Genomic DNA, 17090 nt, shown 5'->3' with positions numbered 1-17090 from the left:
TTCGACTTGCATGTGTCAAGCACGCCGCCAGCGTTCACCCTGAGCCAGGATCAAACCCTCCATCCATGACTCATTTTTTTGAAACTCGCTGGATTGCTATCCATTTTTCAATGACCCTTCTTCCTCGCTCGTCTTTCCCGCTAACGCTAACTTCGCGTCAGCAATTCCTATACTACCAGTACCCCTTCCCATTGTCAAGTTACAGGTTCGTTTCCTCTAACTCCTTCTTATAGTGAATTGACTCAAAAGGGGGAGAAAATCAAATGTAATCGGACAGCTCGGCTTCAACTTCCGTGAGAGTCTTGTTTTCAAGAATCGAAATTCTCATCGCTATGGGTGGATGAGTACTCCATAGGGATGCAAAGAATGAAGTCCTGTTGTTAATACCTCTCTTCAGAGGATCGGAGATGAATAGATGGGCTGTGGCAACGTTGGCTGTCTTAAGCTTCGCCGAAGAGGTGACGATTTTCCTCAGAGCACTGGCCAGGCCCGAAGGGTTCCTTGTCAATTCTACTGCACGTGCATCGGCGAAGTATTCTCTTGTTCTTGAAACGGCTAGCAGCGAGAGCCTACCAATGAATGAAAAGAGAGCACCCAATCCAGCAACTGCCGCCAGGAAAGCGATTATTGCAAGAGCAGAATTATCGTTCTTCTTTGAAGAGCGTCTCGATCTCGTAGCAGCACCGATGGCGCCAAATCTGAGATAGGTAATCAAGGCCCTGAATGCAAGGAGCTGAACTATCACAACGGCCCCTAATAGTGCGGAAATAAGCGTCATGAGAAGAATATCTCTGTTGATTATGTGGCTCAGTTCATGACCGATCACTCCGGAAGTTTCTTCGCGATCGAGGCTCTTCAGAAGTCCACTTGTAACACAAACAACTGAATCTTCCTGCTTTCTTCCAGTGGCAAAGGCATTGATTACGGAATCGTCATCGATTACATACACTTCGGGAGGTTTTCCCATCCCTGCGGCAAGCGAAAGTTCATCTACTATGTTCTTGAGCTGCCGCTCCTCGGGGTCGTTCGCTTTGAGTTCGCGAGCCTTGACTGATCTAAGTACAATTTCCTTTCCTGAGGTCAGGGATATCAAGGTCTGTATGGATGCTATAGCTAAGAAGACCAAGGTAAATATGGGGAGTATTCCGAACACAAGATCAATAATCAGTCCAAATGCAATCATCATTACAAGGAAGACCATCACAAGGATGACGGTCTTCCTTACGTTCTTTCTGCTTTCCTCGTAGAAATCTACAGTGAAAGACATTGTCCTCAGAAATTGAGATCTACGTTGGGAGTCTCTCTTTCGGCCTCTGTGACTTCAAAGAGCGGGAAGGATTCGAACTTGCCCCCAAAGAAACCAACAATGACATTATTAGGGAAGATCTCGATCTTTGTGTTGAACTTGGTAGCAGAATCATTGAAGAACTGTCTTGCATAAGAGATCTTATTCTCCGTAGTGGTGAGTTCTTCCATTAGCTGTGATACATTCGTATTTGCTTTCAGATCTGGATAGTTCTCAACGACTGCAAGCAGTCTTCCAAGTACTCCGCCTAGTTCCTGCTCTGCTTTGATCTTATCTCCTACACCCTGAGCGGAAATTGCCTTTGCCCTGGCCTGCATTACCTTGTCCAGGGTTTCCTGTTCGAATTTCATGTAGCCCTTTACCGAATTGACCAGGTTGGGAATCAGATCCTGTCTTCTCTTGAGCTGAACATCGATCTGCGACCAGGCATTCTCGACTCTCTTCTTAAGGGTTACTAAATTGTTGTATACACCGATGAGCCAAAGAGCTAAGACTACAAGAATTCCAATTACAACGAAAAGGATGACCATTGAATCACCTCCAACTTATCGCAATTATACAGTATTGTGATCTCCAATCTTCTTTGCCAGAGATCCCACGTTTTCTACGACTTTGTAACTATGTCTGTCCGGAATCATGTCTCTTGTAGTTTCCCCAGACAGAACAAGGAAAGTATCTACCTCTGCCTTCAGTCCACATTCAATATCGGTGTATATTCTGTCTCCTATCATGACAGTTTCTTCAGGACTGCAACCGAAATCTTCCATCACCATCTTCAAAATGGTGGGGTCGGGCTTTCCTATTATGTAATCCGGCCTACGATCTGTCGAGGTTTTAAAGAGACTTATCAAGCTTCCGACGTCGGGCACGGGACCCTCTTCAGTCGGGCAGTTGATATCCGGGTGACTGGCTATATAAGGAATACCCTGTCTGATTAGAAGCGCAGCCCTTCGGATCTTTTCATAAGTAATCGTTGTATCGTATGTAAGTACCAGTACTTCGGGATCAAGATCATCCAGTGTTACTCCGCCCTTTGCGAACATTTCTCTGACAGACGGAGTTGAGAGAAGAAATGCTTTCTTTTCGGGAAAGTCTCTCTTGAGAAAGCTTATTGTTGCTTCTCCCGACGTGTAGACTTCGAAGAGTTTTCTGTCCACACCCATTTTTTCTAGTTTTCTGCTATATTCTTCAGGTGTGCGAGATGAATTGTTTGTCAGAAATACGAGTCTTGCGCCAAGACGGCCAACAGCCATGGCGAAATCAAGGCTACCCGGCAGAAGAGTGTTTCCCAGGTAGAATGTTCCATCCATATCCGAAACGAAGAGCCGTTTGCGTTTAAGCATCTCTTCCTCCATTTTCCAGATTGTTTTCATAAGCAGAGTATAATACAAAGGGTGAGATGAAATGAAAAGGAAATTCGAAAGAAAGTATTTTTTTATAATATTCATGATGGTCAGCGGCTTCTTCATGTTTATTGCACTCGGCAATGGTTTTTGGAGAGAATCGGCTCCATATAAAATAGATTCGGTCGAGATAAGTGCAAAACTCGACGAACAGGGCGATCTTCAAGTCAAAGAACTTTCAGTCTACTCGCTCTCTCGCAATAACCGCACAGCATCAAAGAGGCTTCACTTATCGTATCCTTCAGTTTTGAACTCGTATTCTATTGATGTCTCGCAGGAGGTTGGTGTCGTCAGAGAGATCTCTTCCTCTCCCGGAGGCTTTGATGCGAGGATCTTCCTTGAAGAGGAAGTCAGCGAGTTCATGATGACTACCGAGTACAACATTTCCGGCGTCGTCGAAATTGGATCGGATATCGCAGTCTTGAGTTACAGGTTCTGGGAACCAAACTCGGATGCTATGACAAGAGACATCACTCTCTCAATGGAACTTCCCGAATCGATTGTCTCCAGAATAACCAAGAATGACATTTCAGTAAGACCATACAAAGAAGCCAGCGTAGAGATAGTAGGAAACTCCGTGAAACTGCAGATGAAATCGGTCCTTTCAAATGCTTCTGGTGAGATAAAAATCTCATTTCCAAAAAGCATCGCAAATACTATGGCTAATTCTGTAAGCACAACGATAAGCAAGAGTTCGATTCGTAAAGAGCACGAAATGGCTATGTTCCAGCAGGCTTTCTTGTCGGGTTTGATTGGATTTCAAATCGCGGTGCCCTTTTTCGTATTGTTTTTCACGTTTATCCTCTTCGGCGTAGAGCCTCAGGTGAAGTCGGAAATTGGCTATCGGATTTACGATGTGCCGGGATATCTTCTTAACGCAGTAATCAAAAACCCTTTCCAGGAAGTGGATAACAGTGGATTTCTAGCAACAATTCTTGAGATGCATAACAGCGGAGAGATCAGCCTCGGGGAGAATTCAATATCAGTTGGTGCCGGTAACAGTGGAATTCCAACTCAACAACAGTGGGCCTTACAGACGCTGAAATCACTTCGAAGAAACAACGACGGTTCAGTGGAGGTTCCTGATGCAGAAAATGACAACTTCTCGCTTGACGGGTTCAAAGAGCAATACCTTTTCTGGCAGAAGCATGCAATGCGTATCGTTAAGTCTGGAAGGTTTTATGAGTATCTGGGCTCTACCGTTATGTCTGTGTTTTCGGTTTTCTACCTGATAATCTGGTCTGTGATACTCAAATTCGTCTTTGGAAACTGGCAGGTATACCTCTCTTTTCCCGATGAATCGCTGGTAATTTCGATTGTACTTTATGCCGATTGGTGTCTTGGATGGCTACTGCTGGTTGTACCGAAGAAAATCTTTGCAAGGTGGACTCCATCAGGAAGACTTTTCTATATGGAATGGAAAAAGTCCGAGAAAGAGCTACTCGCTAAGCAATCGCTTAGCAATGACGACCTCGCAAAGTTGGTCGCACTGGGACATCTGCAGAATCTGATCGCCAACAGAAAGAGGGTGACCGAGCAGCAACTTTCTCTGCTTCGTCAGTTACAGAAGCTTGAGATCCTTCTAAACAAAGTGAAACCATAATCACTCTCTCCGATCTTTCTCAAATGAAGTCAGTGCCGAAGCGGGGTTGACATAAAAAAAGCGGAGCTCTATAATGGGTTCATAAATACCCCTTGGGGGTAACCGGAGGTGTAAGATTATGAACGCAAAGGTTATTGTTTATTCTACCCCATCCTGTCCCTGGTGCAAGAGAGCGAAAGATTACTTCAAGACTAATGGGATCCCTTTCAAAGACTACGACGTGAGTAAAGATAGAGCCAAGGCAGAGGAAATGGTAAAGAAGAGCGGACAGATGGGTGTCCCGGTCATAACGATAGGCAGTCAGGTCATTGTTGGATTTGACAAGAGCAAGATAGACAATCTTCTGGGAATTCATTAGTAAAAAGCCTAAAACTATCTGGCGGGCCTTGGCCCGCTTTGTTTTTTTGTTCTGGTGGTGCTATCCTCTCATTAAGGACAGACAGCATATATGTACAATGTTGGAGGTGTAGTTTTGAAGAGGTACTTTGTTGCACCCGGTAGGATTAACGTTATAGGTGAGCACACCGATTACAATGAGGGATTTGTTTTACCAGTTGCGATTGACAAATACGTCCTTCTATCTGTCGAGAAGACAGATGGTAGCAGAATAACGCTGAGCTCGATGGGAAGGGAATCAGTCTCATTTGATGAATCAAGAATCGAAAAGACCGGTGACTGGAGCGATTATCTGAAGGGTGTCTTGTGGGTTCTTAAAGATCAACTCGGCATAGGGTTCGGTGGCATGAACATTGAGATTCACTCCAATCTTCCAGAAGGAGCGGGCCTTTCAAGTTCGGCCGCAGTTGAAGTAGCCATGATTGTGGCGCTGAACTCGTCTTTCAATTTGAAGCTCGATGAGACAAAGCTCTATACTTATGCTCAAAGGGCAGAAAATGAATTTGTCGGAGTCAAATGCGGAATTATGGATCAGTTTGCGGCTGTAATGGGCAAGAAGGACAAGGCCATCTTTCTTGATACTCTTGAGATGCGCTACGAATATGTGCCTCTAGAACTCGGTGACTACACATTTCTTGTGTTTGATTCCAAAGTGCATCATTCCCTTCTTAGAGGAGGTTATAACAAGAGAAGAGAAGAAGCAAGAAAGGCTCTTGAAATCCTTGGAAAGAGCAGCTATCGCGATGTCTCTATGGTAGATCTCTTTCCGAATAGAAGCAGATTGGGTGAGTTATATTACCGGCGTGCGTTGCACGTGGTTTCAGAGAACATGAGGGTACTGGAGTCAGTAAAAATCATGTCCAATTCAAATTTCGAGAACCTCGGCAGGCTTCTAATTCAGTCTCATGAGTCCCTCGCTCTCGACTACGAAGTGAGCTGTGACGAAACCGATTTTATTGTCAATACTCTAAGGGAGATGAAGGGAGTCTCTGGTGCGAGAATGATAGGGGCCGGATTCGGTGGGTCGGTACTTGCCCTGTGCGAAAAAGAAGAAGAGAAGAAGATTGTTGAAGTGATTAAGACAAGATATAAAGAGAGATTCGGGATAGATTTGGACTCATACGAAGTGAGAACATCAGATGGGGCAAAAGAAGTTGATTCCTCTTTCAGCCTGTAGTGGAATCTTCGAGGTTAGAAAGATCCCCCGGATCTCTCAAATCTTAAGTTGAATTGCCAAAGGAGGAATCGTATGAAGATCAATCTGGGTGTGGTTGGGGCAGGTATAGCCTCTAGGGAGCTCCATCTTCCGGCACTGAGAAATCTCAGTGAGTTATTCACAGTTGTTGCTGTCAATAGCAGAACGAGAAAGAAGGCTGAGGAGTTCGCCGGGATAGTTGGTGGCGACGTAATGGTCTTTGATTCTTATGAAGAGATGTTAGCTTCAGAATCTGTCGATGCTGTTGTCCTTGCAGTTCCGATTTCCTTAAATCCTAAGATGATTGCGGCCGCAAGAAGAGCGAATAAACCGGTAATTTGTGAGAAGCCGGTGGCAGCCTCTGTCAAGGAAGCGGTACCTTTGTTGAGACTTCCTGGCGAGTCTCCCGTTTACATAGCCGAAAACTACAGACACATAGAAGTTTATGAGAAAGCTGCCAAACTGCTTAAAGAAGGCAGGATAGGGAACCCCCTTGCTTTCAGCTGGCTTAAATGGGTTGATTTCGGACAGGATAACAAGTATGTTCAGACCAAGTGGAGGCAGACGCCGGAACACATTGGGGGATTCATTTCTGATGGCGGCGTGCACGATGTGGCAGCCTTAAGAAAAATCCTTGGCGATGTGGAAGAGGTAAGCGGATTCTCGAAGAGAAGCCTGGACTATCTTGGCGCAGAAAACTGCGTGGTCTTCAACATGACGCTTAAAAATGGAACAATCGGAAACTATTCTGTTGTCTACGGTGCTCCCGCTTCCCTCAACAGGTTCGAAATCGTCGGGACAGACGGTCTTATGCTTGTTGATAAAGACGGAGCAACGATCGAAATCTTTGCCGCTGATCGTGAAAAGATCTTTGTGAACAAAACTGACGGTTTTACTGAGGAATTTAAGGACTTCTATAATGTAGTTAAGGGCGAGAAGAACTCTCTTGGCGCTGTTGGGGAAGCCATCTCGGATCTTGCCACCATAGAGGCCGGACTGGTTTCTGCAGTGGAAAAGAGAGTAGTAGCTGTCGATTCCTTGCTAGAGGAAAGCCGATAGAAAGATGAGCGGGTTCAATACTAGAGCGGTTCATGTCGGAGAAGAGGCTAAGATTTTTGACGCAGTGTCAACTCCAATCTTTCAGACATCAAACTTCGTGGTCGACGATGAAAAGTATGCGAGCGAAAACTCAGAGACTTTCTATACCAGAGTTGGAAATCCTTCCATAGGTGTAGTAGAAAGAAAACTTTCAAACCTCTTTGGAGGAACTGGAGGGATCTTCTTTTCTTCGGGCATGGGTGCGATAACTACGGTCTTTCTCACTTTCTTGAGAGCAGGAATGAATCTGGTAATTTCTAGGAACATCTACGGTGGTACACAGAGCCTTCTTGCAGATCTTCCGGATATGGGTGTGGAAGTAAGGCGATTCGATCAGTCACGGCTTGAAGGTCTTGAAAGCCTAATTGACGATAATACTGGAATCGTCTACGTCGAGTCAATGACAAATCCAAATCTGATTCTCTCCGACATCCAGAGAATATCGAACACTATAAGCAGTAGGAGAGCACTGCTTGTAGTGGATAACACCTTCTTGTCACCTTACAATTTCAGACCCCTTGAGTACGGAGCAGATGTTGACGTCCAGAGCCTCTCGAAATACGTGAACGGTCATTCAGATGTTATTGCCGGATTTGCCGCTTTCAGAGAGATAGAGTTGGAAACACTGGCAAGAAAGAAAATGATCAAGCTGGGCACAAACGGGGCTCCTTTCGACGCTTTTCTTGTATGCCGTGGAGTCAAGACGCTCGGACTCCGTATGGAACTTCACAACAATAATGCAAAAGAGATAGCTCTCTTTCTTTCAAAGAGTCCGAAGGTTCATCTGGTTTCTCACCCATCTTTAGAAAGTGCCGTTCCAAACTGTTTCTCTAAATGCAGGGGGTTCGGAGGTGTCGTTTATCTCGAAGTGAAGGATCTCGAGACGGCGAAAAAATTCATAAGGAAGAGCGAGCTCTTCATTGAAGCTACAAGTTTGGCCGGAGTCGAGTCTCTAGCAACAATTCCGGTTCTTACCAGCCATTCCTCATTCAACAGCGAGCAGTTAAGGGAGGTTGGCCTTTCTGAAGGAGGAGTAAGACTCTCTGTAGGCATTGAGAACATTGAGGACCTTCTTGAAGATCTGGACATTGCACTGAAGCAAATTTGAAGCCCGGTTACCAGATTTTCGGTTCTCCTTTGTGAAGGAAGATGCGGGAATGAAAATGCTTGAAACTTAGCGTCTGACGGAGTATCAAAAACAGCCAATCAGAATTGATAGCGTAAACGGCTTTCCAACTGGTACCAATGGTGAGACCATGATTCAACTTATTTTAGCACTAGCCTATAATTGAAAGCAAAACTGCGAGGTGATGAAAAGTGCTCAAAATAAGAGTTGAGAGCATCAAAGAGTTGATTGTTGCCGGTGGGAGAGAGTTCAAGATAGAGGAAGAAGACCTGAGAGCTGACTATGCCTTCTCCAGTCTTCCGGGTTCATCTGCTGTCCTTGTTCAAGTTACAATTCGAAATGTAAGCGATTCTCCACAGAGAGTTGGGAAGGTGGGTCTGATTGAAATTCAAGACGTCAGTGAACCCGTTTATTATAACAACTGGCAGTCCTGGTTTCCCTTCAAGGCCTACTGGGAACAACCTGTTGTTGAACCTTTCGTTCAATTTGCCGATTCCCAGGGGATCAGCCTTCTTGCAGCTACCCCTATTCCAGAAGTTTTGAGAGAGGGGTCTAGACCCAGTGACTACTTCATTGCTACAGATGAACTTCTAGTGGGTTTCATCTCCAGTAAGTTCTCCCATCAGTATTTCCTATGGAACGATGAATCCTCAAGCATTAAGGGTGTTGCGGATCTCTTTGGAACCAGACTACTGCCTAATGAATCGATTGAACTGGAGACAATGGCTATATATGGCAGTGATACTCTCTGGGAAATGCTTGAAGAGTATGCTGACTTGATAAGGGAGAAGAACTCAGTGGAATTCAGAGAATTCGAAGGGATCGGATGGTGCAGCTGGTACCACTATTTCACAGAGATCACTTTCGAGGAACTGTCTAAGAATGTGAGGCTTCTTGCAGAAATCAGAGATCGAGAGAAGATAGATTACAGACTCGTTCAACTGGATGACGGCTATCAAGAAGACATAGGTGATTGGCTTCAAACCAACTCCAAGTTTCCCCAATTGAAGGAGATCGCATCGGAAATCAGGGGAGAAGGGTTCAACGCAGGACTCTGGATAGCACCCTTTTCCGCTTCTGAGACCTCTAGACTGTTCAACGAACACAGAAATTGGTTTGTGAGAGACGATGATGAAAGCCCCAAAGTCGCTTACAGAAACTGGGGAAAGCGGATATTCGCCCTCGACAGTACGAATCCAGAAGTCTTAAGTTATCTTGAAAACTTGATAAAGTCTATTAGAGATTCTGGCTTCGATTACTTGAAGATAGATTTCCTCTTCGCCGGAGCTATCCCGGGAAGGAGGTTTGATGAAAGCGGCACTCCCGTTCAAGCCTACAGAAAAGGAATGCGGATAATCAGAAACTCTGCGGGAAAGGATTGCTTCATTCTTGGTTGTGGAGCGCCACTTCTCCCTTCAGTCGGTTTTGTCGATGGAATGAGGATAGGATCAGATACTGCTCCTCATTGGAACGGTGAACCTATGGATATCGGGGTTCCCAGTGCAAGATTCTGCTTGAGAAACGCATATACTAGATCTTTCATGCACCGAAGACTGTGGCTTAATGATCCCGATACGATCATACTGGGGGACTGTGATCTCACCGAAGAAGAAAAGAGAATCTTTGCCCTGTCTGTGGGATTGCTTGACGGAATGATGCTCAATAGTGATGACATGGCGCGAGTAGACAAGAACGGAATAGAGCTCCTAAGAGAAGCGATATCACTCAGAGGTGGAGAACCAAGGGTGTTTCTCGACGGTATGAATGGGTTTTTTGCGGCCTGTACTAGAAAGGCCCCTCAAAGTAATGTAATTTCATTTGTGAATCTTACTGATACACCGAGGCATTCGATAAAACTAAAAGAAATGTATCGGGATTGGTCCGGTGTGATACCTTCCGTCGATGAAGTTGAGCTTCCATGTAGGAGCATCTGGATACAAAAGAGGAGATCCAGCACAGAATAAATCCGTAGTCCGAACCTGTCCGCCAAGATGGAGAAGTGCTTATTCCACTCTCAACGTTCCCACAATGATCTCATCAAAGCTGGTTTCTGTTTTCTGGAGCCGATGTTAATCATCCTGGACTAGAATCCAGACGGTCAATGGCGGGATCTCGGTCGTATTTTCGTAAAAAGAGACGCTTCTTCCAGAAAGGTAATCCCAGAATTCTCCTTCGAATTGAGGGTTGAAGAAGGCATTCTCCCTTGAAGGGTTAATTACAACAATCACTTCATCAGAGTCCTTCCATCTCCTGAATGAAAAAACCGGTCCTTCAGTCGTCAACACTTCATATTCTCCGTCTCTAATCGACTCATGAGATCTCCTAAGATCAATAAGGGTTTTGTAGAATTCGTAGATCTCCCAATTCCATCTCTCCTTATCCCAAAGCATTGGAGCCCTGTTTTCGGGATCCTTTCCGCCCTTCATTCCAATTTCATCTCCGTAGTAGATTACAGGGCTGCCGATGAAAGTCATCTGAATCGCCACTGCTATCTTCAGAAGATCAACTTGATTGAAGGCAAGGGTAAGAATTCTCTCGGTGTCGTGGCTGTCAAGAATGTTCCAGAGAGAATGCAGAGTCTGAGGTGGATAAGCGTTGAGATACAGATTAGTCATAGCTGCGAACTTTGCAGCAGAGTTTCCTGCTCTAAATACATACTCGATCACAGCTTCCTTGAAAGGATAATTCATTGCCGAATCGAAGGTCTTACCCCTCAGAAGCGACCTTGCATCGCCCCAGAACTCTGCGATAAGTATCATCTCCCTTTCGAGGCTCTTTACGAGTGGTCTGAAAAAGGCGCTCCAAAAGAGAGGGTCGACTTCTGTAGCGACATCGAGGCGCCAGCCACCGATTCCTTCAAGATCGTACTTGCGTACAAGTTGTTCCACGTAAGCCTGCCAGCCTTCGTTGAGGCTGTTGATCTTAGGCATATATGCGTAGCCGTTCCATCCCACATATGTCATTGCCCTATCCTGGATCTTCCTTATTGGAAAGCGTTTGACAAAATACCAGTCCTTGTAAGGGGAAGTCTCCTCTCTTTCACGGAGATCTTTGAAGGCGAAGAAGTCGTAGCCGGTATGATTGAAGACTCCATCGAGAATCAATTTGATGTCAGAATCTTCCGCCAGTGAAATGAGCTCCTCGAAAACATAGTCGTCGCCGAAATTGTCATCGATCTTCAAGTAATCTTCAGTATCGTACTTATGGCTCGAAGGACTCTCGAAAATGGGATTCAGATAAATAACCTCTACCCCCAGTTCGAGAATGTGATCGAAGTGATCGATTATTCCCTTGAGGTCTCCACCAAAGAAACCATCGCCTCCTAGGTTCGCAAAGGCGGGGTCAATATCCCATGACTGGGTTCCGTCGGGGTCGTTATCGGGATTTCCATTTGCGAATCTCTCGGGAAATATCTGATAGTAGAGCGCCCCTCTGGACCATTCAGGTAGTTCAAAGTACGGGATAGGAAGTTTCTCTTTGGAAAAGCTGAAGAAAGTCCGAGGCTCTCGACACAGTCCAAGAGAATCCAGGATGAGTAAGTCCTTTCCTGTCCCAATCTCAAAATAGTATTCAAGTACTTGGACCTCGATTCTTTCACTTCGATAGAAGCTTTGGTTGCCGAAATCGCGGAGATATTCGAGTGAGTACTCTTTGTCATCGATCACCAGCTTCACTTCATAAACGTTCCCTGAGGGCAATGAAAGGGCGAAGTAAAACTCCTTTTCATTTATCGGGTTGAAATAGTCCCTGCTTCCAAAATCATGTATGACAGAATTCTGAAGTTCTCCGAAGTCCTCAACAGACAGAAGAGAGAGTCCGCCTTCACCTTCGCTTTGATTGCCGCGATCGTTTTCAACTGTGAGAGTAGATTCGTCTGTAGAGAAATAATAGTGATACATGCCCGGCTCAAGATTTGCTTCGGCTCCCCACCAGTTGTTTTCGAGACGTGACATCTCCAGCACAGATGATTTCTCAAGAATTACTACCGAAGGCGTAGAGTCCGATGTGGTTACAAATGAAACCCCATGAGTTATCACTATTGCTGAGATGAATATCAAGATCGTCATTCTCTTCATCATTTGAACTCCTCCTTGATTCTTTTCCTGGTCATGGCGTTCGCGCCCCAAACTCCGAAGAGAATGAAGGACACTCCAAGAATCTGAACTGAACCGAACCTTTCACCCCTGAAGACAACACCGGCCAGAAGAGACACAACAGTTGAAAGGTAAACAAATACAGTAGAACGCGAAGCTTGGAGTTTGGACAACATGAAGTTGATCAGAAAGAATGCTCCGACCGACGATAATGTACCGAGATAAAGCGCGGCAATGGCAACACGAGGCTGAGCAATTCCGCCGATATAGAACAAGAACTCTCCTCTCGACAAAGACAGTATAACTGCAATTACGGTGAAAGAGATGAAGCCCATCGTCATCATATGATATGTAATCTCCCATGATCTAAACTTGACAGAGGCTTTTCTCGAGAGAATGTTATAGAAGGCTGCAGAGATTGTGCTGCCTATCAAAATGATAGGTCCCAGCGGACTGCTTCCTGATGAAATACCCTTTCCGGCGGTTATCAAAATTATTCCAAATAGTGCAGTCAAGACTGAGATTATCTGTGGAGCGGCAAGTCTCTCCTTAAGAAATACCCTGGCGAAAATAAGAACGAATATTGGAATTGTCGAAAGGAGTATTCCGGCTTCTGATGAAGTTGACAAGGAGACCCCGACATTTTCGAAGATGAAGTACATTACTGGCTGAACAAGGCTGAGAAGAAGCAGATCTTTGAAGACCGCTCTGTAGGGTCTGACCCTAACGATTCCAAACAATCTGAACAATGATATAGTCAGAAAGGCAACGGAAAACCTGTACGAAAGAAAGTACATGGGGTTTGTATATTCAAGTGCGTTCTTCGTAAATAGAAAGGAAAGACCAAAGATAACTGAAGAACCAATTCCCGCAAAATATGCCAAAAGCCTGTCTCTTTCTATCTCTGCCATAAAGCACCTCAACCAATAATAGCACTGCGGCGGAGCAACCGCCTACCTTAGAACTTTGTCGCCTTTGCATAGTCTATAATAGTATTGATCTTCTTTTCAAGAAGGCGGTGTTGCTTTGTTCAGAAGGTATTTTCTGTTTTTTATTCTGCTGATTTCGATCATCGTCAGTGGATACTCATTCAGAGATCTGGACTGGTTTAAGTATGAATCAGAGCACTTTGTTTACATATACCATAACGAAGTAGCCGGCTCGGTTTCCCAAATTGAAGAGATTGCAGAAAACACCTTCCACAGCTTGAGCGAATTATTCGGGAACCCTTTCAAAGATAAGATCTCAATATTGATCGGAGGCTACGAGGATCGGTCAAACGGTCTGGCAAATCCAATCCTGGAATCAATCTACATAATGACGATCGGTCTCGACTATCCCTACAGAAATGACGGTTTCTGGTTAGAAGAAGTAATCACTCACGAACTTAGTCATTTATTTCAGATGACCGCAACGACTCAAGTAGGAAACTTTCTGCGAAATTATTTCTCAAGACTTTACCTTCCTAACGCCCTTCAGCCCATGTGGTTCACCGAAGGCTTTGCTCAGTTAGGGAGCGAGCTTATTGGAGACCTTTATGAGTACGATTACAGACGCTTGCCTTTTCTTTGGGATCAACTTGACAGAGAGGATCCCTTTCTCGAGGAGACCGTAATATCTGGTCACAGTGGCATCGGGGGAGAGGCCTATTACAATTACGGCTATGCATTCCTGACATTTCTATATGAGACCTATGGCTTTGAAAGCATTCAGGAATTGGTCAGGATAAAGTCGGGGATTCTTGGATTCGCCGGAGTTGAAGTCGCTTTCAGAACCGTTTATGAAAAGAGCTATGACGAATTGAAGGCAGAGTTCATAGACATTCAAACTCGTAGATGGATGGAAGTTGAATCTCCGTCTATTAGCAGATTTTCTCAGAAAATTGGAGAATTTGTCAGTCACTTCAGACCAAAGAATTATTCAGGCGGATTGTACTATCTCTCTTACGATAGAGAGATGAGATGTTACTCCCTGTACAGGGAAGGGGCCGAAATTCTCAATTCAACCATGGAGATTCTTGATTTTTCGGTTTTCGAGAATGAAATAGCACTTCTCGTTTTCGAAAGAGAAGTGTCTGAAACAAGGTTGTATTTCTTCAGAGAAGGAAAATTGGAAAGGACAAAACACTCCCATCTTCTGGGAATTGATTTTATAGGTAAGGACCGCCTGGTGGTTTTGAAGAACAACTTCGGAATCCTTTCTGTAGAGATTCTTTCTCTTAGAAACGAGAGAATTACACCGATCTTTGAAGCTTCTGCCGGTGCCGAAATACAGATTGACAACCTCAGAGCTTCTCTAGACGGAACCCTTGTCGCATTCAGAGTGAATATTCTTGGAAGCAAATGTCTGGCGTTATATTCTTCAGTCGACGATAGTCTAAGCTTCTATGAGTTAACAAAGGATTTTTCAATCGGCAGCTGGACGGCTGATGGGCTTCTGATTTCCATTCAAAATGGTATAGGTAGCAGCATTTATCTCCTGACTCAAGGAGGAAAGATGTCCGGTCTGGCATCCTTCGCCAGGTATGTCAGGGAACCCGCCAGTACAAGAGATGGTTTTGTGGCCGCGGGTCAGTTTCAAGGCAACAAACTGCTCCAGGCCTCAGAGGTTAAGCCTGCCAGCTTTGAACTGGACTCAATCGAGGTTAATTCTCGCTCTTCTGAATCGGCAGAGGGGACCAAGTATGATGGTTTTGCAGACTGGAAGTTCATATCGCCGATCCCATACAAAGGTTTGTCAGTAATATTTTCCGACCTGACGTTTCACAACAAGCTCATTGTAGGAGGTTCATTCAATTTCGAAACGATGCAACCGGGTCTTCACATAGAACTCCTCAGCGAAGATTACGCCCCAGTTGATTTCGCTCTCTCAATTGCGTTTTCGGATCTTAGGCCGGAAGCTTCTTTGGATGCCTACAGACAGTACAAAATAGACCCAAAACTCTCTTTCGGGTGGAGGGCTAGATTTGAATACCCTCTGCGACTCTCAGGATCGGTCAATGCGATTCTTAAAGATTCTTCGGCTCTTTATGGCGGTCAGGCTTCGCTTGAGACTCTAATCAATATTAGGGATACTCAGACGGCTACATCGAATCTCGTCGATGTAGGTATAAACGTCGATTTTGACTGGAAGAAAGACGGGTTCACGATTGATTCTACTATCTTCTCTAGAGTAACCTTTGGTGCTGATCCTTCTGTTGTGCCGGTTGAAATGTGGGACTTCAGAGATACTTCCAATATTGTTGTGGGACTCTCAGTTTCTTCGGATTATGCTGTTTCCAGGAGAGGTATTAATTTCTTGAATCTCGTCCATCTTTCAGAAGAAGGAATGGGAGCAAAAATCGACTTACTGATTGGAAGCCGATTTTCCTGGAGATTGGTAATATACAAATTTGAAACTGCCTATCTCTACGCAGCATACCCGTTGGCCATCAGAATGGGAGTCATGCTCGAGAACATGAGACTCCTTCCATACTTTGATTTCAGGCTACTCTACTAGAATCTCGCAACCAGAGGCAGAATCGGAGATTCTTGCTTCATGAAGCCCCGATTCATTATATATTTCGAACGATAAGACTCTCTCATTACATTTGAAGGTTCCTCTCTGAGGGCGGACCTCGATCTTGATTCCATCGTGTGTGTTGGTTACAACCAGCTTTTTGATTGAGTATTCGCCATTCTTGTAGGCGTAAGAGAAGCCGTCGTCTTCGTAAAGATCAAATTCGGCCCGTTCCTCCACAAAGCCAGTGAAATGAAGGTCTCCCCAGGAACCACCATCTGTATACTGTGTACTGGCTGTAGTAGGCAGCAGAGTATCCCGCCTCTGAAAGTGAGGAATCGTGTCCAAGGGAGCGTTCACCCAAATGTGGCCGCCGTCGATAACACTTTTGCTGTTGAGATCAAGCCACTCTCCTTCCGGCAGGTACACATGTCTTCCCTCCGAATTCCTTTGATAGACGGGGGCTGCCATTATCGCTGAACCCAACATAAACTGGTCGTCGGCGTAGTAAGTCTCCCTATCTTGGGGCCAGACTATTGAGAGGGGTCTAATCATAGTAGTCTCGCCATCTACGGATTGCTTGTGAATCGTGTAAAGATATGGAAGTAATGAATAACGGAGTTCGATAGCCTTCTTGACAAGCCCTTCTATTTCTTCATCGAAAGCCCATGGTTCCTGTCTTCTAGTACCAATAGCGCTATGATTTCTGAAAAAGGGAAGAAATACTCCTAACTGCGTCCAACGGACAAGCAACTCTCCGCTGCAGTCACCTCCGAAGCCTCCCACATCACAACCGGTAAAGCTAACTCCAGCCATTGAAATAGACTGCACAAGCCTTATTTCACTCAGAAGGTGCTCCCACTGGCTATCATTGTCTCCGGTCCACAGGATGGCGTATCGCTGAATTCCGGGGTAAGATGACCTTGTAATGTTGAACGGTCTTCTTCCCGGATCGTATCTCCTTATACCTTCATAGGAGGCTCTAGCCATATTGAATCCGTAAATGTTTCTCACCTTTCTGTGCTGGTGTACTGTTCCTGTGTCATCTCTCTGTGTGAAATCAGTCCCATAGTCATAATACTTTTTCTTCGACATGATTCTCCCGAAAAGAAACTCTGTTTCTATTCCTCGGTCCTCAAGTTCGGCAAACATTAGTCTTAGTTCTCTTAGTGATTCCGGTGTATAGAATATTGCAGGTTCATTCATGTCGTTCCAGAATCCAGCAATTCCTATCCTCAGTAGCCGGGAGTAATACTCTCCCCACCAACTTCTCGTGGCTGCATTTAGGAAGTCGGGAAAGCCCGATTCTCCTGGCCAGACGGCCGCTCTGAAAAGTCTGCCATCTCCTCGCTTGCAGAATGAATCATTCTT

13 protein-coding genes and 1 rRNA gene are annotated in these 17090 nt (G+C 45.0%); 7 read left to right on the top strand and 7 right to left on the bottom strand.

Annotated features, from left to right (window positions below):
• The 4 genes from ENN47_07055 to ENN47_07040 form a co-directional block, all read right to left on the bottom strand.
• Positions 1 to 66, bottom strand: a 16S ribosomal RNA gene (locus ENN47_07055); the annotation flags it as partial.
• Positions 67 to 259: 193 nt separating this feature from the next.
• Positions 260 to 1267 carry a peptidase M48 gene (locus ENN47_07050; GenBank protein ID HDP77926.1) on the bottom strand — a complete coding sequence of 336 codons (1008 nt, stop codon included), beginning with the start codon at positions 1265 to 1267 and terminating at the stop codon, positions 260 to 262.
• Between the two features lie 5 nt (positions 1268 to 1272).
• The gene (locus ENN47_07045; GenBank protein ID HDP77925.1) at positions 1273 to 1830 is read right to left on the bottom strand and encodes a LemA family protein; all 558 of its coding nucleotides are present in this window, start codon (positions 1828 to 1830) and stop codon (positions 1273 to 1275) included.
• Positions 1831 to 1860: 30 nt separating this feature from the next.
• Positions 1861 to 2649: an HAD-IIA family hydrolase gene (locus tag ENN47_07040; protein HDP77924.1), complete on the bottom strand. Its 789-nt coding sequence runs from the start codon at positions 2647 to 2649 to the stop codon at positions 1861 to 1863.
• A gap of 61 nt (positions 2650 to 2710) precedes the next feature.
• Between ENN47_07040 and ENN47_07035 the strand changes: the two genes are divergently transcribed.
• From ENN47_07035 to ENN47_07010, 6 genes are all read left to right on the top strand, one after another.
• Positions 2711 to 4312: a DUF2207 domain-containing protein gene (locus tag ENN47_07035; GenBank protein HDP77923.1), complete on the top strand. Its 1602-nt coding sequence runs from the start codon at positions 2711 to 2713 to the stop codon at positions 4310 to 4312.
• Positions 4313 to 4430: 118 nt separating this feature from the next.
• Positions 4431 to 4670 (top strand): glutaredoxin family protein, encoded by a 240-nt coding sequence (locus ENN47_07030; GenBank protein ID HDP77922.1) that lies wholly within the window; start codon positions 4431 to 4433, stop codon positions 4668 to 4670.
• 114 nt (positions 4671 to 4784) lie between these two features.
• Positions 4785 to 5885: a galactokinase gene (gene galK, locus ENN47_07025; GenBank protein ID HDP77921.1), complete on the top strand. Its 1101-nt coding sequence runs from the start codon at positions 4785 to 4787 to the stop codon at positions 5883 to 5885.
• Between the two features lie 72 nt (positions 5886 to 5957).
• Complete coding sequence (locus tag ENN47_07020) at positions 5958 to 6962, top strand: Gfo/Idh/MocA family oxidoreductase (protein ID HDP77920.1); 1005 nt, start codon at positions 5958 to 5960, stop codon at positions 6960 to 6962.
• 4 nt (positions 6963 to 6966) lie between these two features.
• Entirely contained in the window at positions 6967 to 8109 is a 1143-nt protein-coding gene (locus ENN47_07015) for an aminotransferase class I/II-fold pyridoxal phosphate-dependent enzyme (GenBank protein HDP77919.1), read from the top strand.
• A 209-nt stretch (positions 8110 to 8318) separates the two neighbouring features.
• Positions 8319 to 10091, top strand: a complete 1773-nt coding sequence (locus ENN47_07010) for an alpha-galactosidase (protein HDP77918.1) — start codon at positions 8319 to 8321, stop codon at positions 10089 to 10091.
• 105 nt (positions 10092 to 10196) lie between these two features.
• Here ENN47_07010 and ENN47_07005 read toward each other — a convergent pair whose 3' ends face one another.
• Together ENN47_07005 and ENN47_07000 are read right to left on the bottom strand one after the other, a co-directional pair.
• Complete coding sequence (locus tag ENN47_07005) at positions 10197 to 12206, bottom strand: glycoside hydrolase family 13 protein (GenBank protein HDP77917.1); 2010 nt, start codon at positions 12204 to 12206, stop codon at positions 10197 to 10199.
• A complete protein-coding gene (locus ENN47_07000) occupies positions 12203 to 13132 on the bottom strand; it encodes a DMT family transporter (GenBank protein ID HDP77916.1) in 930 nt (309 codons plus the stop codon). The genes ENN47_07005 and ENN47_07000 overlap by 4 nt, the downstream gene beginning before the upstream one ends.
• 115 nt (positions 13133 to 13247) lie before the next feature.
• Between ENN47_07000 and ENN47_06995 the strand changes: the two genes are divergently transcribed.
• Entirely contained in the window at positions 13248 to 15719 is a 2472-nt protein-coding gene (locus ENN47_06995) for a hypothetical protein (protein ID HDP77915.1), read from the top strand.
• On the opposite strand, the gene ENN47_06990 is transcribed toward ENN47_06995, so the two are convergent.
• On the bottom strand, positions 15708 to 17090 hold a 1383-nt coding region (locus ENN47_06990), incomplete at its 5' end, for a DUF5110 domain-containing protein (GenBank protein HDP77914.1). The two genes, ENN47_06995 and ENN47_06990, sit on opposite strands and share 12 nt — an antisense overlap.

It is taken from the genome of Mesotoga infera, assembly GCA_011045915.1.
Classification (GTDB): Bacteria; Thermotogota; Thermotogae; order Petrotogales; family Kosmotogaceae; genus Mesotoga; species Mesotoga infera_D.
The sequence above is the reverse complement of the archived record's forward strand: the minus strand, read 5'-3'. Positions and strand labels throughout refer to the sequence as shown.